This window comes from Lentzea sp. NPDC054927, assembly GCF_053610285.1.
Map to the genome: position 1 here is coordinate 661,903 of NZ_JBSGXZ010000001.1, position 20,417 is coordinate 682,319.

The 20,417-nt window shown below is 69.8% G+C and carries 21 protein-coding genes; 7 read left to right on the top strand and 14 right to left on the bottom strand.

All coding sequences use genetic code 11. From position 1 onward, the window contains the following. The first annotated feature begins 87 nt into the window (after positions 1–87). Genes ACWGE0_RS03070 through ACWGE0_RS03080 form a run of 3 tightly spaced genes read left to right on the top strand, consistent with a single transcriptional unit; the run spans position 88 to position 2,301 of the window. Entirely contained in the window at positions 88–909 is an 822-nt protein-coding gene (locus ACWGE0_RS03070; protein WP_452259210.1) for a GNAT family N-acetyltransferase, read from the top strand. Continuing rightward, positions 906–1,844, top strand: a complete 939-nt coding sequence (locus ACWGE0_RS03075; RefSeq protein ID WP_452259211.1) for an ATP-grasp domain-containing protein — start codon at positions 906–908, stop codon at positions 1,842–1,844. The genes ACWGE0_RS03070 and ACWGE0_RS03075 overlap by 4 nt, the downstream gene beginning before the upstream one ends. Positions 1,845–1,854: 10 nt before the next feature. Further along, positions 1,855–2,301 (top strand): pyridoxamine 5'-phosphate oxidase family protein, encoded by a 447-nt coding sequence (locus tag ACWGE0_RS03080; protein WP_452259212.1) that lies wholly within the window; start codon positions 1,855–1,857, stop codon positions 2,299–2,301. A 4-nt stretch (positions 2,302–2,305) separates the two neighbouring features. Here ACWGE0_RS03080 and ACWGE0_RS03085 read toward each other — a convergent pair whose 3' ends face one another. The 10 genes from ACWGE0_RS03085 to ACWGE0_RS03130 form a co-directional block, all read right to left on the bottom strand. After that, complete coding sequence (locus ACWGE0_RS03085) at positions 2,306–3,598, bottom strand: MFS transporter (RefSeq protein ID WP_452259213.1); 1,293 nt, start codon at positions 3,596–3,598, stop codon at positions 2,306–2,308. Beyond that, positions 3,595–4,542: a mandelate racemase/muconate lactonizing enzyme family protein gene (locus ACWGE0_RS03090; RefSeq protein ID WP_452259214.1), complete on the bottom strand. Its 948-nt coding sequence runs from the start codon at positions 4,540–4,542 to the stop codon at positions 3,595–3,597. The genes ACWGE0_RS03085 and ACWGE0_RS03090 overlap by 4 nt, the downstream gene beginning before the upstream one ends. Further along, positions 4,539–5,489 (bottom strand): hypothetical protein, encoded by a 951-nt coding sequence (locus ACWGE0_RS03095; protein WP_452259215.1) that lies wholly within the window; start codon positions 5,487–5,489, stop codon positions 4,539–4,541. The genes ACWGE0_RS03090 and ACWGE0_RS03095 overlap by 4 nt, the downstream gene beginning before the upstream one ends. 38 nt (positions 5,490–5,527) lie before the next feature. After that, a complete protein-coding gene (locus ACWGE0_RS03100; protein ID WP_452259216.1) occupies positions 5,528–7,162 on the bottom strand; it encodes an ABC transporter substrate-binding protein in 1,635 nt (544 codons plus the stop codon). Next, the gene (locus tag ACWGE0_RS03105) at positions 7,162–8,532 is read right to left on the bottom strand and encodes an SUMF1/EgtB/PvdO family nonheme iron enzyme (RefSeq protein ID WP_452259217.1); all 1,371 of its coding nucleotides are present in this window, start codon (positions 8,530–8,532) and stop codon (positions 7,162–7,164) included. Before ACWGE0_RS03105 ends, ACWGE0_RS03100 begins: the two co-directional genes overlap by 1 nt. Before the next feature lie 177 nt (positions 8,533–8,709). Next, positions 8,710–8,850, bottom strand: a complete 141-nt coding sequence (locus ACWGE0_RS03110) for a hypothetical protein (RefSeq protein WP_452259218.1) — start codon at positions 8,848–8,850, stop codon at positions 8,710–8,712. A gap of 22 nt (positions 8,851–8,872) precedes the next feature. Beyond that, positions 8,873–9,967, bottom strand: coding sequence for an acyl-CoA dehydrogenase family protein (locus ACWGE0_RS03115; RefSeq protein WP_452259219.1), 1,095 nt, complete (start codon positions 9,965–9,967; stop codon positions 8,873–8,875). Beyond that, on the bottom strand, positions 9,960–10,223 hold the full coding sequence (locus ACWGE0_RS03120; RefSeq protein ID WP_452259220.1) for an acyl carrier protein: 264 nt from the start codon (positions 10,221–10,223) through the stop codon (positions 9,960–9,962). Before ACWGE0_RS03120 ends, ACWGE0_RS03115 begins: the two co-directional genes overlap by 8 nt. After that, positions 10,220–11,122 (bottom strand): 3-hydroxyacyl-CoA dehydrogenase family protein, encoded by a 903-nt coding sequence (locus ACWGE0_RS03125; RefSeq protein WP_452259221.1) that lies wholly within the window; start codon positions 11,120–11,122, stop codon positions 10,220–10,222. The genes ACWGE0_RS03120 and ACWGE0_RS03125 overlap by 4 nt, the downstream gene beginning before the upstream one ends. 146 nt (positions 11,123–11,268) lie before the next feature. Beyond that, positions 11,269–12,288 (bottom strand): TDT family transporter, encoded by a 1,020-nt coding sequence (locus ACWGE0_RS03130; protein WP_452259222.1) that lies wholly within the window; start codon positions 12,286–12,288, stop codon positions 11,269–11,271. A 70-nt stretch (positions 12,289–12,358) separates the two neighbouring features. Here ACWGE0_RS03130 and ACWGE0_RS03135 point away from each other — a divergent pair, with 70 nt between their 5' ends. Both ACWGE0_RS03135 and ACWGE0_RS03140 read left to right on the top strand, forming a co-directional pair. Next, positions 12,359–13,288 (top strand): LysR family transcriptional regulator, encoded by a 930-nt coding sequence (locus ACWGE0_RS03135; RefSeq protein ID WP_452259223.1) that lies wholly within the window; start codon positions 12,359–12,361, stop codon positions 13,286–13,288. Next, positions 13,272–13,622, top strand: coding sequence for an HNH endonuclease (locus ACWGE0_RS03140; protein WP_452259224.1), 351 nt, complete (start codon positions 13,272–13,274; stop codon positions 13,620–13,622). Before ACWGE0_RS03135 ends, ACWGE0_RS03140 begins: the two co-directional genes overlap by 17 nt. On the opposite strand, the gene ACWGE0_RS03145 is transcribed toward ACWGE0_RS03140, so the two are convergent. Further along, the gene (locus tag ACWGE0_RS03145; protein ID WP_452259225.1) at positions 13,619–14,173 is read right to left on the bottom strand and encodes a response regulator transcription factor; all 555 of its coding nucleotides are present in this window, start codon (positions 14,171–14,173) and stop codon (positions 13,619–13,621) included. The two genes, ACWGE0_RS03140 and ACWGE0_RS03145, sit on opposite strands and share 4 nt — an antisense overlap. Positions 14,174–14,332: 159 nt before the next feature. Between ACWGE0_RS03145 and ACWGE0_RS03150 the strand changes: the two genes are divergently transcribed. Both ACWGE0_RS03150 and ACWGE0_RS03155 read left to right on the top strand, forming a co-directional pair. Beyond that, complete coding sequence (locus ACWGE0_RS03150) at positions 14,333–15,526, top strand: cytochrome P450 (RefSeq protein ID WP_452259226.1); 1,194 nt, start codon at positions 14,333–14,335, stop codon at positions 15,524–15,526. 56 nt (positions 15,527–15,582) lie between these two features. Next, a complete protein-coding gene (locus tag ACWGE0_RS03155; protein ID WP_452259227.1) occupies positions 15,583–18,321 on the top strand; it encodes a BTAD domain-containing putative transcriptional regulator in 2,739 nt (912 codons plus the stop codon). Here the strand turns inward: ACWGE0_RS03155 and ACWGE0_RS03160 are convergent, their stop codons facing one another. The 3 genes from ACWGE0_RS03160 to ACWGE0_RS03170 all read right to left on the bottom strand — a co-directional run bounded on the left by ACWGE0_RS03160 (position 18,322) and on the right by ACWGE0_RS03170 (position 20,406). Beyond that, positions 18,322–18,906, bottom strand: a complete 585-nt coding sequence (locus tag ACWGE0_RS03160; RefSeq protein ID WP_452259228.1) for a hypothetical protein — start codon at positions 18,904–18,906, stop codon at positions 18,322–18,324. A gap of 60 nt (positions 18,907–18,966) precedes the next feature. After that, positions 18,967–19,413 carry a hypothetical protein gene (locus ACWGE0_RS03165; protein WP_452259229.1) on the bottom strand — a complete coding sequence of 149 codons (447 nt, stop codon included), beginning with the start codon at positions 19,411–19,413 and terminating at the stop codon, positions 18,967–18,969. Positions 19,414–19,482: 69 nt separating this feature from the next. Further along, complete coding sequence (locus tag ACWGE0_RS03170; RefSeq protein ID WP_452259230.1) at positions 19,483–20,406, bottom strand: COG4315 family predicted lipoprotein; 924 nt, start codon at positions 20,404–20,406, stop codon at positions 19,483–19,485. Between the last annotated feature and the right edge of the window lie 11 nt (positions 20,407–20,417).

Consider the following 20,417-nt stretch of genomic DNA (forward strand, 5'->3'; position numbering starts at 1 on the left):
GTGCCCCCACAAGGCCGTCGCGTTGACATGACCGGACGCAGTTGGTTCACTGCGAGGACGACCACGTTCGAGCCGGGGGATTGCAGTGTGGGCAATGAACAGGTTCAGGTGAAGACGTTCCCGGCGGCCGAGGAGCTGCCGGAAGAACAACGCGCGGAGATCCGCGAGCTGTTCGAGCGGGTGTATTTCCAGTATTTCGACAGCGCGGGCGTCGGTGCGCCGGGAAGAACGCGTTTTCTCGCGTTGCGCGATGACCGGGTGATCGGGTTCGCCGCGTACGCGACGAAAGGCCGCTACGCGTACATCATGAATCTCGCGGTGGATCGTGAGGAACGCGGCAGCGGCGCCGCGATCGCACTGGAACAAACCCGCCGGGCACATCTGCGGAAAGCCGGTCTGCACGGCTACGGCACCTGCACGTGCGACGACCTCACCAGCCAGCGGTTCAAGATCGCACTGGGCTACCGGCCGGTGCACGTCCGCTACGGCTGGCACGAGAACATGCGTGCGCCCGGTCGGCACACGTCCGTGCTGACCGTCGTCGAAGGACCCACGCCGATCACACCCGACGTGGTCCCGGCGATGCACGCCGACCCCGCCAACAACGCGGTCCGCTACCTCGCGAACGACCTCCGCCAGCTCACCGGCCTGCCGGACGACAACACCTATGTCGACGTTCTGACCAGCGCAGAACTCGCCGGTCAGCTCGACGGCGACGACAGGTTCAGCTACGCCGGCATCGACGTCGACTTCACCCGGCAGACCTGGCACCACTGCTTCCAGCTGATCAACGAACGTCACCGGGGCGGTCTGTCCGCCGGCCCCCTGCTGATCGAGGACTGGCCCGACCGCCGTGCCGCGCTGCGCGGCGAGCGGCACCTCCAACCGCACCATGAAGGGCGACCGTGACCACCACCGACGTGGCGATCCTCGATCGAGGCATCCCGTACCTGGAAATGCGCGAGCTCATGGAGAAGCTCGAAGCGCTTGGCGCGAAGACGACGTACGCCGAATATCACGACGTCGTTTTCGAAGCTTCGGACACGCCGTTGCTCCACCAGGGCGCGCCACTGGACGCAAAGGTCGTTCTCGTGCGCTCCCGGTTCTTCAGTCGCATTTCCGAGGTCGCGTCCGTGTTCGACTCGCTGGCGTTGCTGGAGAACGCCGGAGTCGCCGTCGTGAACAATCCTGGCGGTATCCAGAAATCGCACAACAAGGTTCTTTCCGTGGACATTCTGCGCCGCGCCGGGTTGCGCGTTCCGGACACCCGCCTGATCCGCACCCTGGAACAGGGAGCGGATTGTCTGCGCACCTGGACGGACGTTGTGGTGAAACCGGTCCACGGCATTGCGTCGACCGACAACGTGCTTCTTCGCGACATTCCGGAGATGCGCAGTCCGGACACCCCGGGAGAACTCTCACTCGGTCACGAAATCCAGCTCTCGTACCTCCTTCGCGTGCACGAGTCGATGTGCGCCCAGCGGTACGTGCCGAACACCGGGCGGGACGTGCGGGTGATGTACATCGACGGCCGTGTGGTCTCGGCGTACCGGCGCAAGACCTTCCACGCGCCGCCGACCGAGCAGACCAGGAAGAACCCGCAGCACGTCGAGGCCGTCGAGGTGACGCCGGAGCTCGAGAAGACCGTCGTGACGGCGGCGACCACGCTGAACCTCGCGCACGCGTGCGTCGACTTCGTCGAAGGCCATGACGGCGAACTCACGATCGTGGAGGTCAACCCCACGATCTCGTTGTGGCGCCACGTGGACGACGAAGGCATGCACCTCACCGAGCACGGTGTCGGCGCCGCGTTCGCGGACATGCTCGTGGCCAGGCTGGGCTAGGGTGCTGATCATGGCCAACCGCACGCTGCAGGAACGGCAGCAGGACGCCAGGACCAAGCTGGAGCAGGACGAGGACGTGTGGGTGGCGTCCGCGAGCGAGGACGGCACCCCGCACCTGGTGCCGTTCTCGCTGGCGTGGGACGGCGAACGCGTCATCCTCACCACCGAGACCCGCAACCCGACGACGCGCAACGTCCAGCGCTCCGGCCAGGTCCGCCTGGCGCTCGGCCACACTCGCGACGTGGTGCTGATCGACGCCGTGGGCGAGGTGTTTCCGCTGAACGACGCACCCGCCGGCGTCCTGGACACCTTCGCCAAGCGCGCCGACTGGGACCCGCGCGAGATGACCACGGGCGAGTGGGTCGTGCTCGTGCTGCGCCCACAACGCATCCTGGTGTGGCGCGACGTGGCGGAGACCAAGGGGCGCACCGTGATGCGCGACGGCGCCTGGCTCTGACCCGTCACGACTCCTCCGGGATGTCGCGAAGGCCCACGACCGGCGAGAAGATCAGCCACAGGGGCGCGAGCACCATGCCGGCGGCGGCGACGGCCAGCGCGGCGGTGAGCCCCAGCCACTGCCCGAGCACGCCGCCGAGCACCCCACCCGCCGGCATCGCACCCCACGTGAGAAAGCGGACGCTGGCGTTCATCCGGCTCAGCAACGCCTTGGGGCACAACGACTGCCGCAGACTCACCTGCCCGACGTTGTACACCACCCCGCCATATCCGAGCAGCGCCCAGCCCACCGCGAACAGCACCGGCCCGTCCGCCAGCGGCAACAGGAACCCGAACGGCCAGGTGACCACCGCGACCACCCACGTGAGCCGCGCCGTACCGACCACCCGGCCAACGCGCCCCGACGTCAGCGCGCCGAGCACTCCCGCCACCCCGCCGACCGCGAGCACGGCACCCGCACCAGCCGGCGACAGGTGCAGCTCGCGGGTGAGGAACAGCAGCACCACCGCGCCGGCCAGCGATGACGACAGGATCAGGGTGGCGCTGCAGAACGTGACGGCGCGCAACGCCGGATGCCGGAGCACGAACCGCATGCCTTCGGCGATCTGCGCGCGCAACGACACCTCGCCGGCCTGCCGCTCCGCAGACCGCTCATCGAACGGTTGCTCGGCGCGTCCACCGCCGGCCTGCCGCTCCGCCGCACCGGCGACCCGCCGCCCACCGGATCCCCGGCCGATCCTCCGCAGCGCGACCGTGGACACCAAATACGCCAAGGCACTCGCGCCGACCGCCCCCACCCCACCCGCGACCTGCACCAGCGCCCCACCGAGCGCCGGTCCTGTCGCCTGCGCCGTCGCCCGGCTCGCTTCCAGCTTGCCGTTGCCGTCGACCAGCGCCTCGCGGCCGAGCAACAGCGGCACCGCAGACTGGTAGCCCAGGTCGAAGAACACCGAGGCCGCACCCGCCAGCAGGGCCACGATCACCAGGTGCGCCAACGAAAGCACGTCGAACACCAGGGCGAGTGGCACCGAGGCGAGCAGCACGGCGCGGCACACGTTCGCGACGACCACGGCCCGCAGCACGTTCATGCGGTCGAGCCACGCGCCGGCCGGCAAGCCGATCAGCAGGAAGGCCGCGGAACCCGCCGCGGTCAGCAGGCCCATCTGGAACGGGGTCGCGGCGAGCAGCGTGACAGCGAGCAGTGGCACGGTGGTTTGCGACGCCGTGAAAGCGAACTGGCTCGCGGTCTCCCCCGCCCACAGCAGGCGGAACGAGTGGGAGCGCACGGCTGACGTCATCGCACGCCCAGACCTGGCGTGTCCGGCATCGAGATCCGCAGGCCCGCCACACCGTCCGCGTGGAACGGGTCGTCGCGCACCAGCAGCGAGCTGTCCAGGTCGAGGTCGTCCACCAGTGGTGCGAGCTGCGCGGACGCCCCGATCGACACGGCCGTCTCGGCGTTGCAGCCGAGACCGACGCGCAGCCCGAGCGATCGGGCGAGCGAGATGGCGTCCTTGGTCGCGGTCAGCCCGCCCCAGTTCTGCGGTTTGAGCACCACTCCGTCGTAACGAGCGGGCGCCGCACGCAGAAGTGAGACGTTCGTGCAGAACTCGTCCGAGTACAGCAAAAGCCCGGTTTCCCCGCGCAGCCGCCGGTAGTCGTCGTCCGTCGAGCCCGCCACGAGTGGTTCCTCCACAGAGGACACCGAACACGCCTTCAGCACCGGCAGCAACGAGGTGATGGCGGGCCACCTCCACGACGCGTTCGCATCCACCCGCAGCACCGCGCCGGGAAACGAGGCACGCACCGCCTCCAGCCGTTGTGCCGACTCCGCAACGGGTTCCGCCCCGACCTTGACCTTGAGTGCCGCGGCTTCCGCTTCCGCGGCGAAGTCGAGCCACCGCCGCAGTTCCGCGCCGCCGACCAAAGGGATCGTGAAGAACGACATGTGTTGTACCGCGCCGTCCAGGCCCCACATCCGCCACACCGGCACGCCGGTGCGCTTGCCCTGCTGGTCGAGCAACGCCATCTCCAGGCCGGCCTGGGCAGCGGGTGACAGCGAGCCACCCGAGCGGTAGGCCGCGGCGATCGTCTCGGCGGTCTCGGTGCCCAGCGGGGACGGCGCCGCCTCACCGATGCCCTCGCCCACCCGCACGATCGTGGTGCGGAAGTCGTGCACCCGCACGTAGGCGTTGGCGAACACGGCCCGCCAGGACAACGTGATCGTCTCCGCCTCGATCATCGGTAGTGCTCGCTCACCTGCGCCACCGCGTCCGCGAACCACGCGCGGTCCATGCCCACGCCGCTGCTGCTGAGCAGTCGCACGTCGTGGCCGGGCAACGCCACCACCGCGTCGAACGGGCCGTAGCGCTCGTCGATGTACGCCAGACCTCCGGAGACGTGGCAAGGGTGTTCTTCCGGCACGGGTGGCAGTTCCAGCCGACCGGCACCGGAGCGTTGCACGATCAGCCGAAGCTCGTGGCCCCGGTCAGGTCCGCCGGTGTAGACGCACTCGGTCTCCGCTCCGAACACGGCCACGCTGTCCACGGTGAAGCCGCCGAGCGCCGCGGGCACCTCCGCCTGATGACCCCACCGTCCCTCGTGGGCGTCCTCGTCCGACCACCTGCGCAGACGCCACAACCCGATCGGCACGTCGATCATCGGGGCGTCGGAACTGCGGGCCCAGTAGCTCAGGGCGGCGAACGGCGTGTCCGCGATCGCCTTGGCCGCCACCGGATCGACCGGGGCGAGCGAGGAGAAGATCGCCAGCACCTCGTCGTCGCTGAACTCGCCCTCCAGCGCGGACCACTCGATCATCGTGCGGGCCATCCGCACCGAAGCGGCGGCGTTGCCGAGGTGGTCCGTGCCGAACCACAGCACGTACCTGTCGTCCAGCGGCACGGCGCGGGTGCTGCTCCGCCACAGACAGGGGTGGTCCAGCGCCGGAAACGCCCAGTCGTAGAGGAACTGCTTGAGCCTGCCCCGCCGCCCGTCGCCGGCGATCTCCGCGCGGAACGCCGCCGGGTTGTTCGTCGTCCAGCCCGCGTGCCCGGCAACTTCCCCGGCGCGACCGGGCCGCGACTCGCGGCGCACCGTCGTCGCCCGCCACGCCAGCCCCGCCGGCAGCGAGAAGGGTTGCCACACCACGAAGTTGCACCACTCCTGCGCCTCGGCGGCTGGCAGAGGCACAGGAGGGTACGGCTCGGCGGCGACCTGCCAGGTCCAGGTCACGAGGCCGGCACCGGGGTGCGTTCGGCGAAGCTGGTGAAGTCCAGCACGTTCGACATGTGGTGCATCAGCCGCACGCCCTGCCAGCGCTTGTTGTAGGTCATGTAACTCACCTTGCCCGGTGGCGCGACGTAGTAGGCCTGATGAGCCGCGTGTCGGGCGATCGCCTGGTACACCAGCTGTTCCGCGTGGCCGTCGACGTCACGGACGGCGTCGACGAGCAGGCTCAGCACCTCGTCGCGCAGGCCGAGTGCGGTGGGCAGGGTCGCGCGCGGATCGAGCAACGTCGACGCGAACGCGTACGGGTGCAGGAAGTCGCTGGCCCAGCCCGCCCACACGATCGGCGCGCGTCCCGCGTAGAGGATCTCCACCAGTGCGGGCAGGTCCTTCTCCACGATCTCCACGGAGATCCGCGGGCTCACCGCCTCGAGTCCTTCCGCCAGGTATTCGGCGGCACGCACGCGGGAGATGTTCGTGCCGTGCGTGACGATCACGATCCGGCAGCCCTTGGTCTCGGCCTCGCCCGCCCACGCCGAACGGAACTCCGCCCGTGCCGCCGCGAGGTCCCGCACCGGTGCGACGGCGGCGAGTCCGGGCAACGCGGGCGCCGGGAACGGCGGCGTGTGTTCGAGTCCTTCACCGTCGAGCACCTCGCGCACGTATCGCTCGTGGTCGAAGCACAACGACAGCATCCGTCGCATGTGGACGTCCGAGAAGGCGTTGGCGGGCAGGCCGTCCGGCCCGAACTCCCCACTGCCCAGGTACTCCGAGTCCGGCCGCAGGTGCTGCGTCACGAAGCCGAGCGGGTTGATGCTCCACTCCGCGGGCAGCTTCTCCAGCACGGTCTGGTCCAGCTCACCCAGCCGGTCCACCGACTCCGGCTGGCACACCGAGAAGTCGCAGCGCCCTTCGAGCAGGTCGCGTTCGCGTTCCATCCGGTCGTCCACCGACCGCATCACCAGCACCTCGGGGCCGTCGTGGTGGCCACCCTCGGTGAAGCGGTGGAACGTCAGCTCCCGTGCCTCGCGGTCCCAGCTCCCCAGCCGGTACGGACCGGTGCCGTTGACCTGCTCGTCGAGTGCCGTCTCCCCGCGCCGCACGAAGTCCGCCGCCGTCGCGGGATCGCCGTCCCACTCGCCCCGCGCGGCGCACCACGCCCGGCTCACCACCAGCGACCAGTGCACGAGCAGGTTGTTCAGCGGTCCGAACGGCCGGGCCAGGTCGAGCACGACGTCGTTGCCGGACAACGAGATCCGGCGGATCATCGCCGCGGTGTTGTGCTCGTCCAGCTCGCTGATCGGGGCGCCGAGCAACGCGTCGGCGAGCAGTGCGGCCGGTCCGTCCGCCGTGATCACCGCGCGGCGCAACGAGTACACGACGTCGTCCGCGGTCAGCTCGCTGCCGTCGTGGAACAGGACACCGCCGCGGATCGGGATGGTGAGCCGCACCCCGTCGGCGTGCTCCGACCGCACCGGCAACGCCGCGGCGAGCAGCGGGAACACCTCCTCCTGCGCGGTGATGCCGAGCAGGCCCTGGTACATGTTCAGCACCGGGTGCCGCGAGCCCGTCTCGAACGCCTTGTGCGGGTCCAGCGTCGCCGGGTCGTCGAACGCGTCGATCACCAACGAGGTCATCACGCGCCTCCCGCGCAGTCGCACACGCAGCGGAACCCGATCTCGAAGTGGCGGTCCAGCGCGAGGTCCCGGCCGCGAAACGCCACGGAGACCTGCTCCGGCAACGAGGTCCAGGTGCCGCCCTTGATCACCACGTAGGACCGCTGGTCGTAGATCACGTCGATGGCGTCGCGGTCGGTGCCGTACGGGCTGAACACCGGGCCGTCGTAGGAGGAAGCCGTCCACTCCCAGACGTTGCCGGAGAGGTCGCGCACGCCGAACGGGCTCACGTTGCCGTTCATCCCGACCGGGCGGGTCGTGACCGAGGGCGGACTGTCCGCGAGCTCCAGCAGATCCGTGCGCCACGCGTCGACGGCGTCCCAGCCGGACAGCCGCGGCGGTGTCCACGAGTGCGTGCGGCCCGCGTCGAACTCGTCACCCCACGGGTAAGCGCGCCGGTCGTCGCCCTCGCCGGCGCGCTGCCACTCGGTCTCGGTCGGCAGTCGCTTGCCCAGCGAGCGCGCGTAGGCGTACGCGTCGAACCAGTCGACGCCGGCGACCGGGTGGTCGGGGCCGCTGCGCAGGTCGAGCACCGTGTTGCGGACGTGCACCTTGCCCGGTGGTTCCTGCGGGTGGCAGTACGCGTGGTCACGGGCGGCCGCGGAGACGGCGAAGAGGTCGTAGTCCTGATTGCGCACCGGCAGGACGTCCATGTGCAGATCGCCGCAGCGCCGTTCGGCGAGCGGGTCGTTCCAGTCGAACACCAGCCGCTCCGCCACCAGCGCGGGTGGCGGACCACCACGCACGACGCCGCCGGGCACGAGCAGCATGCCGGTGTGGTCGTGCGTGCCGCGGTGCGCGCTGTCGACGGCGGCGAGCGCGGGATAGTCCTCGGGGTCGGCGCCCTCGGCGAACAGCTCGTCCTCGATGCGCCGCAACACCTCCCGGTCGCCGCTGCCCGCGATCGCCGTGATGGCGCGCAGCACGACGGCGTGCCCGATGCCCACGGGCTTGCCCGCGAAGCCGCGCATCCGTTCGCTCGCCCGGCCGACGATGACGAACAGGTCGGCCAGCACCTCCTCCAGCCGCAGCTCACCGGCCAGCGTGATCGCCTCGAACGCGACGAAGTCCTCGTAGTCGTGGGTCAGCCAGCCGACCGCGTCCCGCACGTTCTCGTCGCCGGGCGCGCGTGCCACCACCGCCCGCAACAACGTCTGCCGCACCCACGGCGACGGGTGCATCGCCGCCGCACCGCAGATCTCCTCGACGTCGCCGTCCGGGCTCGCCAGCACGGCCTTGCCCAGTGCCGCGAGCTGGTTCTGCCACGCGTCCACCGAGCCGGGCCCGGCGAACGACAGCGGGTCGAGCAGCAGGTCACGCCAGTTCGTCATGTCGCTCCCCCAGGTCCGGTGCCGGAGGGGCGGAGACCCCGGTCGGGGCCCCCACCCCTGTCGATCAACTAACTCCGGGCGCAGGTCACCACTTGGAGACGACCGACAGCACCGGACGGGTCTTGCGCGCCTTGCGGGCCTTCTTGAACTGCTCCGAGTACATAGCAATCCCCTTTGCTAGGTTTTTACTTTTCGCGTCGACGCACCTTTGACGTTATCGACAGCGACCAGGGCTTTCAACGGTTTCGAAGTAATTTTCTCAACCCGTTTTTCCAGCACTTTTTCCGGGCATGCCAAAATGGCGAGCAGAACGCTCACCGCAGTGACGTGCTGTGCAGTTCTAGCGGGTCGCGACCACGTGACCAGCCAACGCGAGGCGACAGATCTCCGAACTTCCTTCAATTATTTCCATCAATTTCGCGTCGCGATACGCACGAGCGACCACGGAACCGTCCCTGGCTCCCGCCGAGGCGAGCACCTGCACCGCCGTGGCCGCCGCCCGCGCCGCGTGACCGGCGCTGACGTGCTTCGCGAGCAGCGTCGCGGTGACCATGTCCGGCGAACGCGCGTCCCACGCACCGCTGGCGTGCTCGCACATCCTGGTCGCCACCTGCTCGGCGACCAGCAGGTCGGCGAGGTGCCCCGCGACCAGCTGGTGATCGGAGAGCGGACGCCCGAACTGTTCACGGGTGCGCGCGTGCTGTGCCGCGGCGGCCAGACAGGCCCGCAGGATCCCGGCACATCCCCAGGCCACGGACAACCGCCCGTACGCCAGCGCGGCCGTGACCAGGAACGACAGCGGCTGACCGCCCCCGCCCAGCACGTTCGTGCCCGGCACCCGCACCCCGTCCAGCACGACGTCCGCATGCCCGGCGGCACGGCACCCGAGCGGGTCCGGCACGGGTTCGATCCGCACACCCGGCGCGTCCGCGGGGACGACGACCGCGGCCGCACCACCCGGATGACCACCGAACACGACGAGCAGGTCCGCGTACGCGGCGCCGGTGACCCAGACCTTCCGCCCGGTGACCACGACCTCGTCGCCGTCGGGTCCGAACTCCGTGGCCATCGCCGCGAGATCACTGCCCGCCTGCGGCTCGCTGAACGCGACAGCGGCGACGTCACCGCTGGTCAGACGGCCCAGGAGGGTGTGCCGCTGAGCCTTTCCGCCGAACCGTTGCACGGTCCACGCGGCCATGCCCTGCGAGGTCATCAGGCTCCTCACCGAGCCGCACAACGTGCCCGTGTGTGCCGTCAGTTCGCCGTTCTCCGCACTGCTCAGCCCCAGCCCGCCGTGCTCGCCGGGCACCTGGGCGCACAACAGCCCGTGCGCGCTCAGCTCGCGAGGCAGGTGCTCCGGGAGCCTGCCCGCCGCGTCCCACTCCCCCGCGCGGTCACCGACCAGCTCGTCGACCAGTGCTTTCGGGTCAGCCATCTCCCGCCCCGCGCAGCCTCGTGATCAGGCCGGACATGCTCGCGACCGTGCGGAAGTTCTCCAGCTGCAGGTCGGAGCCGCCGATCTCGACGCCGAACGTCTGCTCGATGTGCACGATCAGCTCCATGGCGAACAACGACGTCACCAGCCCTGCCGCGAAGAGGTCCTGGTCCTCGGTGACCGCGGTTCTCCCCCGTGCCGACAGGTAGGCGAGCAGCACGTCCGCCGGAGCGGGAGCTTGCGCGTCAGTCGTCACGTCATCGCCTTTCCGTAGTCGTAGAACCCACGCCCGCTCTTGCGGCCGAGCTCGCCGGCACGCACCTTCTCAAGCAACAGGCCAGCCGGGCGACAGCCCTCGTCACCCGTGCGTTCGTGCAGCTCAGAGAGTGAGTCGACGAGGTTGTCGAGCCCGATGAGGTCGGCCGTCCGCAACGGACCCGCTGGATGCCCGAGACACCCCTGCATCAACGCGTCGATGTCGTCGGCACCGGCGGTACCCGCCTCGAGGACGCGCACCGCGTCGTTGATCATCGGATGCAGCAGTCTGCTGGTGACGAACCCCGGCCCGTCCGCGACCACGATCGCGCGTCTGCCGACGGCGCCGAGCACCGCCAGCACCGCGTCCAGCGCGGCCTGCCCGGTGCGCGGCCCCCTGACCACCTCGACCATCGCGATCAGGTAGGCCGGGTTCATGAAGTGGGCTCCGACCAGCAGTTCCGGTCTGCCGAGCGCACCGGCGAGCTCGTCGACCGGGATGCCGGACGTGTTGGTGACCAGCGGTCGGCCCGCGCCGCTCAGTTCACCCAGCACGGCGCGCTTGACCTCGGGCGACTCGGTGACCGCCTCGATGACCAGCACCGGCTCGCCGATGCCCGCGAGGTCGTGACCGGTGGTCAGCGCACCCCGGTCGACGTCAGGTGCCGCGCCGAGCAGCCGCGCGTGCCGGAGCTGACGCTCCACCCGAGTCCCGGCATCGGCGATCACGGCCTGATCCACGTCGATCAGGTGCACCGGAACACCACGAGAAAGAAACAAAGCGGAAATATCGATGCCCATTGTCCCGGCACCGACCACCGCTATGCCACAGCTGTACAACTCCCCAGTAACGGCCGCCACCAAACCCCCAACCGTTGGAATGGCTGCCACGCATCGCACATTGACAACGGAATCTATTCCCCAGTTCCACCCCCGTAGCCCAACGTACACGCGCCGTAGCAGAGGGTCAACCCTGTTGCCGTACCACAAAGAATCAGTTCACTGTGGATATTCGGAGTGCGAACCCCAGTGCGTCGACCTGCTGGTCACCGTCGAAACAACGTGCGAAGGCCTACGGTCATCCACGCGAGCACCAGCGCGCCGTACAGCACGATCGCGACACCGGTGAACATCGCCGACGGCACCCGAACCGCGAGGGCGCTCGTCCCGGTCACCAAAGTGCCGAGCGGGAACACGAAACTCCACCACGTCAGCGCGAACGGCAACCCGCGCCGGGCCGTCCGCACCGTGACCGTCGCCGCGATCGCCACCCACAGCAGGGCGAATCCCCACGTGATCGTGCCGTACAGAACACCGAACGCACCCTGTCCCGGCAGCACGGGCACCCCGGCGAGCAGGTTCGCGGCCGTGATCGACTGCCCGAGCGGCCCGAGCACGATCCACAGCGTCGGCACGGTCGACGCCGCACCCAGCCCGTGCTGGACGAGCCGCTGCCAGATCTGCGGCACGATCACCATCGTCGCGAACAGGCTGACGCCGAACAGCGCGTAGCAACCGAGCACCATGGCCTGCCGGGCGGGCCCGTCCAGGTGCTGAGCCAGCAACGCACCGGACGCGGCCGAGACCATCGGCGGCACAACGGGCATCAGCCAGCCGCCGAACGCACGTTCACCGCTGCCGATCATCCTGAGCGGCACCAGCACCGAGGTCGCCAGCCCGAGCAGCGTTCCGACCGTCCACAGTGTCCAGTCGAGGGCCAGCGCGGCCGGCAGTCCGATCCAGTCGCGGCCGAGCAGCAACGCACCGGTGCCGACGGTCATCAACGCCATCGGTGGCGCACCCCAGAACTGGGCCATCACGGGATCCGCGAGCTGCTCGCGCACCGTCGTCCAGGTCCAGCGCCGCAAGGCCGCACCGACGAGGAACACCAGCAGTGCGGCGTCGAGCGCCCACACGAACGTGGCGGGAGTGTGCAGGCCGGGCATGGAGGCACCGGCGGTGGCGACGATCCCGGTACCCATCACGGAGGCGAACAGGTTCGGGCCGAAGGGTGCCGCTCGTCGCACCTCGAGGGCACGGTGTGGTTGAGGTGCGAGAGCGGTCACGACACAACAATCCTCGCGCCCCACGCACCTCGGTAGGCGCCAATGTCCGATGAACACATAGGCTGCCCCTATGCCTCTGCCGTCCAGGGTCACCGACCTGACCAGCTTCGACCTGCTGCTGAGCGTGGCCGAGCTGGGCAGCATCGGCCGGGCGGCGAAAGCCCACGGCATGTCCCAGCCCTCGGCCAGCGAACGCCTCCGCACCCTGGAGGCCCGCGTCGGCGTCGCCCTGCTCGAACGCACCTCACGCGGCGCCCGGCTCACCACCGCCGGTCAGCTCGTGGCGGGGTGGGCCGCCCCGGTCCTCGCGCGGGCGGCCGACCTCGACGCCGGCCTCACCAGCCTGCGCGCGGACCGCAAGAGCCACCTCAAGGTCGCCGCGAGCCTCACCGTCGCCGAGTACCTGCTGCCCGCGTGGCTGATCGCGTTGCGGACCGTCAGCCCGGACACCGCGACCGTGCTGACGGCGGGCAACTCGGTGCACGTCGCCGAGCAGGTGCTGGCCGACAAGGCCGATCTGGGGTTCATCGAGTCGACCGACGTGCCCGCGGGCCTGGCCAGCCGCGTGGTCGCCAACGACGAACTGGTGCTGGTTGTCGCGCCGGGCCACCCCTGGGCCAAGCGCCGCCGCGTCGCCGCCGCGAAGGCCGCCGCGACCCCGCTGGTCAGCAGGGAACCGGGCTCGGGCACCCGCCAGGCCTGGGAACACGCGCTCGGAACGGCAGGCATCACCGAGTCCGCCGGGCCGTTGCTGGAGATGTCGTCGACGACGGCCATCAAGGCGGCCGCGATCGGTGGCATCGGCCCGGCCGTGCTCAGCGTGCACGCCGTGGCGGCCGACCTGGCGACCCGCACGCTGATCCACGTCGAGGTCAGCGACCTGGACCTGCACCGCGCGCTGCGAGCGGTGTGGCCGTCCGGCAGGACACCCCGAGGGCCCGCCTCCGACCTGTTGACCATCGCGACGCGTAGTCTCACCCATCGTGCCGACCGGCGGTAGCAAACAGGTTCGCGCCGCGCGCAAGCGCAAGAAGCGCATGGCCCGCGTCACCCACGACCTCACCGACCCGCAGTGGGACGCGCTCAAGACGTCCTGGGGCGGCTGCGCGTACTGCGGCAGCGCGGAAGGCTCACTGCAGAAGGACTGCATCCAGGCCATCTCGCGCGGTGGCCGGTACACGCTCGGCAACGTCGTACCGGCGTGCGGTTCGTGCAACGCCAGCAAGTGCAACGCCGAGGTGACGGGCTGGCTGCGGCGCAAGAAGCTGGACGAACGCTCGTTCCTGGTGCGGCACTACGAGATCTCCACCGAGCTCACGGCCCGGTTCGCTTAGATGGTGCCGGATCTGATCGCGAACGCCACAGCGTGCGTGCGGTTGCGCAGCTGGAACCGGATGAGCACGTTCTGCACCATGCTCTTCACCGTTCGCTCCGAATAGGACAGTTTCTTCGCGACCTCAGCGGTGGTCCAGCCGTCGGCGAACAACCTCAGCATGTCGATCTCGCGCTCGGCCATCCCGCACATGCCGAGGCGGAGCGGCACCGAGGCACGGCCCTCGTGCGCGGCCAGCACCGTCGCCACCAGACTCTCGCAGGTGAGATCCGCCCGCGGCAGGACGGCGACCACGCGGTGTTCGAGCGCGCGCGGGAGTTCGTGGGCGCGCACGTCGTCAGTCACGAGCACGGCGCACGCGGTCGTTCGTCGGGCGATCAGTTGCAGCTCGGCGGCCAGCCCGGCTCCGTCGGCGGCGACCAGCACGACCTCGGCCTGGCTCAGCGCGTGCTCGGCGACGACCTGGAGCTCGGGCCGCAGCCGCAGGTAGCCGGCGAGGCCCCAGCGGGTGACCGAATCCTTCGCGTGGATCGCGACGCGCACTCGTTGCATGGACGGAAGTCTCGGCGGGCCCTCTCCATTCGGACTCCACGCGGTCTCCACGGCGGTGCCCGATCGGGCAGGAAGCGACGGCAACCAGGGCGGATTTTCCCAAACGGAGGCTGAGGTGTGCCTAGGTTCGCCACCTCCCTGCCAACCGGAGGTTTCTCGATGTCCGCCACCATCGATGCCCTCGACGAGCTCGCCAAGCCCGAGCACCGCCAAGATCCGTACCCGTTCCTGCACTGGTTGCGCGAACACGACCCCGTGCACCGCACACGCTGCGGTTTCTACCTGCTGAGCAACTACGACGACGTCGCGTTCGCGTTGCAGCAGAACACCGCGTTCGCTGTCCCGGACGAGTCCGCGATGTGGCGCGAAATCGGGCACGGGAAACGGAGCCACCCCGCGGTCAAGAAGCTGGTCGCGGCGTTCACCGCGAAGAACCACCCCTGCTACGCCCGTCTGCGCTCGGCCATCGCCGGAGACATGACGCCCGCGCGGGTGCTGCGACTCCGGCCGCGGATCCTCGAGCACCTGGGCAACATCTTCGACGACATCGGGCCGCGGCTCGTCGCCGGCGAGACCGTCGACCTGCACGCCGAGGTGTCGGTGCCGCTCACCCAGTACGTGTTCGCCGACCGGATCGGGCTGCCGGAAGAGGACCGCGCCTGGATCGCCGACACCATCGGGCTGATGACGCGGGCGCTCGGGACCGACGACGAGGAGGTCGTGCTGGAAGCGGACCGTGCGAGCAACTCCGTCGAGGACTACTTCCGCGCACGGGTCGCCGAACGCCGAGCCTCCCCGCAGGACGATCTGATCTCGCGGCTGGTCGAGGCGCACGACGGCGAGGACCTGCTGATCGCGATCCTGTGGATCATGTGGATGACCGGGTACGAGAGCACGATCTCCGGCATCGACCGCGCTGTGCAGGCGTTTCTGACACACCCGGAACACCGGTCGTGGTGCGACGACGAGCGGGTGCACCGGTTCATCGACGAAACCCTGCGGCACGATGGCGTGGTCCTCTACACGCCGATCCCGCGCATCGCCCAGGATTCCGTCGCGTTGGGCGGCGGCACCATCCCGGCCGGGGCGTCCGTCCGCATGGTGATCGCCGGAGCCAACCGCGACCCCCGCGTATTTCGGGATCCCGACACGTTCGACCCGGCCCGCGATCCCCGGCGGATGCTCTCGACCGGCAACTGCTGCGGCACCACGCTCGGCCGTGCGGAGATGGCGCACGTCGTGACGGGGCTGTGGCAGCGCTTCCCGACCCTGGTCGCGGCGGGTGAACAGGTGTGGAGCCCGGCCAGCGTGGCCCGCCGGACCGTCGAACGGCTGCCTGCCAGATTGGCCTAGTCCGCGATGTTCGGATGGGCAGTGCGTTCGTCTGAACGGGCGAATACCCTGCCCGCATGGGCAAGCTGCGCGTGGACGTGCTCGGTGATCTGCGGATCACCGTCGACGGCACGCCGCTCGTGCCCTGCCAGCCCCGTCAGCGCGCGGTCCTCGCGGTGCTGGCCATGCGGTCGCCGCACCCGGTCACCCGCGACGAGCTGATCGACGCGGTGTGGGGCGACGATCCGCCGTCCAGCGCGTCCGGCAGCCTGCACACCTACATCAGCGCGTTGCGGCGGCTGGCCGAGCCGGATCTGCCGGCCCGCGCGTGCGGAAACCTGATCATCACGACGGACAGCGGGTACGCGTGCCTGGTGGCGCCGTCCGATCTGGGCGAGTTCGAGAGCATGATCGCCTCGGCGCGCAGCGGTGGACGGTGTGAGGGGCTGCGGGACGCGCTCCGGATCTGGCGCGGCACAGCGCTTTCGGACGTGCCGGGGCCGTTCGCGGAACGGCAGCGCGCCCGGCTCGAGGAAGCCAGGCTGAGCGCGGTCGAGGACTGGGCCGCCGCGGCGATCGACAGCGGCGGGCACGGCGAGGTGGTCGACGTGCTGACCAGGACAGCGGCCGATCATCCGGTGCGGGAACGGGTCGCGCGGCTGCTCATGCTCGCGTTGAGCCGGTCGGGGCGGCAGGCGGAGGCGCTGGCGGCGTTCCGGGACGTCCGGGCGGCGCTGGTCGCCCAACTCGGCGTCGAACCTGGCCCTGAGCTGCAGGAACAACACGAGCGCATCCTCAAGGGCACTCCCCCGAAAGCCGTGCGACCCGCCCAGACCACGCACGACACCATCGGTTTCGTCGGCCGTGAAGGCGAGATCGCCGAGTTGTGCGCGCGGTTGAGCGGGGCCGAACCGCGGACCGTCGTGATCTCCGCGATCGACGGGACGGGCGGGATCGGCAAGACCGCGCTGGCCGTGCACGTCGCGCATCTGCTGGTGGACCGGTTCCCGGACGGGCAGCTGTTCATCGATCTGCAGGGGTTCGCGCCGAACAGCACGCCGGTGCCGCCGCACGAGGCGTTGCGGCGGTTGCTCGCCGGTCTCGGCGTCGATCAGAAGTCGCTGCCGGACGATCTCGACGGCCGGGCGGGGATGTACCGCAGCGTGCTCGCCGAACGCCGGGCGCTCGTGTTGCTGGACAACGCTTTCAACGCCGAGCAGGTACGTCCGCTGCTGCCCGGCGTGTCGTCCAGCGCGGTGCTGGTGACGAGCCGCAACCGGCTGAGCGGGCTGGTCGTCTCCGGTGGCGCGCACCGGGTCACGCTCGACGTGCTGCCGGCGGTCGAGGCACTGGCGTTGCTGCGGTCGATCATCGGGCACCGCGTCGACGCCGAACCTCAGGCCGCGCTGGAGCTGGTCCGGTTGTGCTGCGCGCTTCCGCTGGCCCTGCGGGTGGCCGCGGAACGGGTGAGCATCGGTCCTAACAGGACACTCGCCGCGTTGGCAGAGGAGCTGGCCGCGGAACGGCTCGACGTGCTCGAAGCCGACGAGACGACGGCGGTCCGAGCGACGTTCTCCTGGTCCTACCGGGCTTTGCCGTCCGAGGCCGCCCGCATGTTCCGGCTGCTCGGCCTGCACCCCGGGCCCTCGCCCTCGCTCGGTGCGGCCGCCGCGCTGGCGGGAGCGCCTGCCCGCGAGGTTCGCAGACTGCTCGACGTGCTGTGCGCCGGCCACCTCGTCGACGAGATCGCGTTGCGCCGCTACAGCTTCCACGACTTGCTGCGCACCTATGCGCACGAGAAGGCGTTGGACGACGAGCCCACTCACGGCAAGGCCGTCGACCGGATGCTGTGCTGGTACCTGCACAGTGCGGACGCCGCCGACCGGATGCTCTTCCCCGGCCGCAGGCGGATGCCGTTGCCGGAGCTGCCCGACGACGTCCACCCGGAGGAGTTCTGCGGGCGCGACGAAGCCCAAGCGTGGCTGCGATCGGAGTACGCGAACCTCATCGCCGCGATCAGGTTCGCGGCCAGCAGCGGCCACACCGAGCTGGCGGCACGACTTCCGTTGGCACTGATGAGCTTCTTCGAGTTCGACTCGCGCTTCGACGACGGCCTCGCGATGTACCGGATCGGGCTCGACGCCGCTGTCACTGCCGGCGACACCCGAACGGAAGCCGTGCTGTGCAACAACATCGGCGTGCTGCACTCGGTCCGGCGCGAGTACGACGACGGCGAACGGTGGTTCCAGCGTTCGTTGCCGCTGTGGCAGGCGATCTCCGACGAACACGGCGAAGGCCAGGCCCTCACCAACCTGGCCGGCGTGTACGTGGGCAGCGGCACCGGAGACGCGCCGGCCGCCGAACGCCGCCTGCTGCGAGCGCTGGAGATCTTCACCCGCCTCGACCAGCAGCTCGGCCGCGTCTTCGCGATGACCCACCTGACCACGGTCTACAAGCGGATGAAGCGACTCGACGAGGCACTGGCCGCCGGCACCGAGGCGCTCAGGACGGTCCGCGCGCTCGGCGCCGACATGATCGAGGCGGGGACGCTCAGCGACCTCGGCCGCCTGCACGAGGACCTGCGCGACTTCCCCGCGGCCCTCGCCTGCTACGAGGCCGCGCTGGAGATCCACGGCCGGCTGAACAACCAGCTCCGCGAGGCCCGCGGCCATCTGTGCATCGCCTACGTGTGCCGCGAGATGGGTCAGCACGAGCGCATGCGGGACGAGTACGCGCGGGCGCTCGCGATGCTGGAGGAGCTCAACCCTGCCGAGGCGGAACGGGAACGGGCCGCGTTCGGCCCGCTCCCGTCGTGATCATCGCGTCGCGGGCACGATCTCGCCGATTCTCTCGACCTTGAACGACATGCCCGGGTAGTGCGCTTCCAGCTGCCGCACGACGTCCTCCGGCGGGGTCGCCTCCGTCCCCACGACGAGCGCTGACCCGTCCCGTCCGAGTCCGGTGGTGTTGACCGTGATGCCGCGCGTCTTCCAGTACTCGATGTCGTTGTTGAGTCGACGCTGGTACTCGCTCAGCTCGGCGTAGGAGTACCGGGCGTCGCGGAAGTCGATCCGCACGTTCGGGGCCGTCTTCCAGACCTCGGCCTCGAACCGCGGGCTCGGCTTGCGGTAGATGACCAGCATCGGCACGTTGTTGCGGACGGTCAACCGCGAGTAGGTGGTCGCGAACTCGCCCTCCAGCAACGGCTTGAGCGCCTCCGCGGCCTTGTGCAGATCTTCGTTGTTGAACCCCGGCGGGTAGGACGTCGTGTCCGGCGGCTCGGTGTACGTGGTGGTGATCGGCCCGGTGGTCATCTCCTGGCCACCCGTCCCAGCGGCCTCGGGCCTCGCGCACGAGGCCACCGCGACCAGCAGCAACACCGACAAAACGACTCTTCGCATGTTTCCCCCAATGTCCGTTCCCAGGTAGGACGGCATCGGGTGCCTTCGAGGTTGCTCGCGCTAGGCGGAGTTCCGCAAGGCGTTGTAGCTCTTGAAGAGACCGTCCCACGCCTCGGTGCAGCGGGCGTTGAGCTGCCCGTCGGCACTCACCCCGCCGGCCGCGAACCACGGCTCGCACGGCGCGATGTCGGTGAGCGACTTGCGGACCTGCTCGATGGCGGAACGGCCGGGGGGAGGCAGCTTGTCGGACTGCTTCTCGACCTCGTCGACCACGCCTGTCACGTCGGGCATGACGTGGGCGCAGTTGTCCATCTGGTCGACGGGCTCGCCCCGCAGCCTCGGGATGCAGGCGGTGAGCAGGACGCCGACCGCGTCGAGCCGGGGTTGCAGCTCCGGCAGCGGTGAGGCGGACGACGAGGGCGGCGCGGGGGTGATCGTGGGCAGGGAGGTGGTTCCGGTACTGCACCCGACCAGCACAAAAGCCAGCGCAATGGCGGAATAGCGCATGGCGAGAGCCTAGCCACAAGCGGCAGCCGCCAGAGCCGGGATGCTCTGGCGGCTGTCGTGTTCACCCGATCAGGCGCGGATGTAGGACTGCGCGCCGTTCGGGAAGCCGAGGGCGGCGGTGTCGCGGACGTCGTCGGTCACGATCGCCGACTTGCCCTTGCAGCCCGGCTCCGACCAGATCTTCGCGGCGCCGTCGATGGTGAGCGACTGGAAGCCGCCGCGCAGGTCGCCGCACTTGGCCTCGGGCTTGACGCCGGTGGCGAAGTTGTTGCCGCTGAAGTCGTCGAAGTTCTTGCCGGTGAAGAAGGTGATCGAGCTGGCCGGCTTGGCACCGGCGGCGGGCGGCGTGGGCTGCGGGGCCGGCGCCTCGGCCGGGGCGGTGGCGCGCTTGCCCTCGGGGTTGATCACGAACCACTTGTTGCCGACGTTCTGGCCCAAGATGTCGCCGGCCTTCTCGTCTTTGTTGAACAGGTAGATCGGGCGCCCGCCGATCGTGACCTGGGTGGTCTTGCCGTCCTTGCGCTTGATGAAGCCGATGTTCTCCCGCTTGATTCCGGGGAAGAACAGCTTGGTGCCCTTGGCCACGGTGATCGGCGCCCAGGCCTTCTCGCACTCACCGTTGCAATTGGACACTCCGCCGTTCACCGGGTCGTCGCTGAACCAGTAGACCGTGCGGCCGTTTCCGTTCACCACAGCGGGTTCCAGGCCACCGGCGTTCGCGACGCGGAGCTCGACCCACTTCAGCTTCACCTCGGGGGCCGCGGCTTCCGGTGCGCGGTCGCCGGTGTTCTTGTCCGCCTTGTTGGAGTTCGCCGAGCCGCGCAGGAAGTCCACTTCGGACTCACCGGTGGCCGCCTGCGTCTCCTGGACCTGGGCCTGCTCCTGGACCGGCGTGGCGGTGCCGGACTGCGCGGAGCCCTGGCCACAGGCCGTCAGAGCGACAGCACTGACCGCGATGAGGGCAGCAACGATCCCAACTTGCTTGCGACGCATGGGTTTCTCAC

What these genes read in the sequence shown, in the direction of transcription:
- ACWGE0_RS03145 (WP_452259225.1), bottom strand. Translation starts at nt 14,173, where the DNA reads ATGCAACGAGTGCGCGTCGCGATCCACGCGAAGGATTCGGTCACCCGC.
- ACWGE0_RS03165 (WP_452259229.1), bottom strand. Translation starts at nt 19,413, where the DNA reads ATGCGCTATTCCGCCATTGCGCTGGCTTTTGTGCTGGTCGGGTGCAGT.
- ACWGE0_RS03155 (WP_452259227.1), top strand. Translation starts at nt 15,583, where the DNA reads ATGGGCAAGCTGCGCGTGGACGTGCTCGGTGATCTGCGGATCACCGTC.
- ACWGE0_RS03160 (WP_452259228.1), bottom strand. Translation starts at nt 18,906, where the DNA reads ATGCGAAGAGTCGTTTTGTCGGTGTTGCTGCTGGTCGCGGTGGCCTCG.
- ACWGE0_RS03090 (WP_452259214.1), bottom strand. Translation starts at nt 4,542, where the DNA reads ATGATCGAGGCGGAGACGATCACGTTGTCCTGGCGGGCCGTGTTCGCC.
- ACWGE0_RS03100 (WP_452259216.1), bottom strand. Translation starts at nt 7,162, where the DNA reads ATGACCTCGTTGGTGATCGACGCGTTCGACGACCCGGCGACGCTGGAC.
- ACWGE0_RS03135 (WP_452259223.1), top strand. Translation starts at nt 12,359, where the DNA reads ATGCCTCTGCCGTCCAGGGTCACCGACCTGACCAGCTTCGACCTGCTG.
- ACWGE0_RS03115 (WP_452259219.1), bottom strand. Translation starts at nt 9,967, where the DNA reads ATGGCTGACCCGAAAGCACTGGTCGACGAGCTGGTCGGTGACCGCGCG.
- ACWGE0_RS03085 (WP_452259213.1), bottom strand. Translation starts at nt 3,598, where the DNA reads ATGACGTCAGCCGTGCGCTCCCACTCGTTCCGCCTGCTGTGGGCGGGG.
- ACWGE0_RS03105 (WP_452259217.1), bottom strand. Translation starts at nt 8,532, where the DNA reads ATGACGAACTGGCGTGACCTGCTGCTCGACCCGCTGTCGTTCGCCGGG.
- ACWGE0_RS03170 (WP_452259230.1), bottom strand. Translation starts at nt 20,406, where the DNA reads ATGCGTCGCAAGCAAGTTGGGATCGTTGCTGCCCTCATCGCGGTCAGT.
- ACWGE0_RS03080 (WP_452259212.1), top strand. Translation starts at nt 1,855, where the DNA reads ATGGCCAACCGCACGCTGCAGGAACGGCAGCAGGACGCCAGGACCAAG.
- ACWGE0_RS03150 (WP_452259226.1), top strand. Translation starts at nt 14,333, where the DNA reads ATGTCCGCCACCATCGATGCCCTCGACGAGCTCGCCAAGCCCGAGCAC.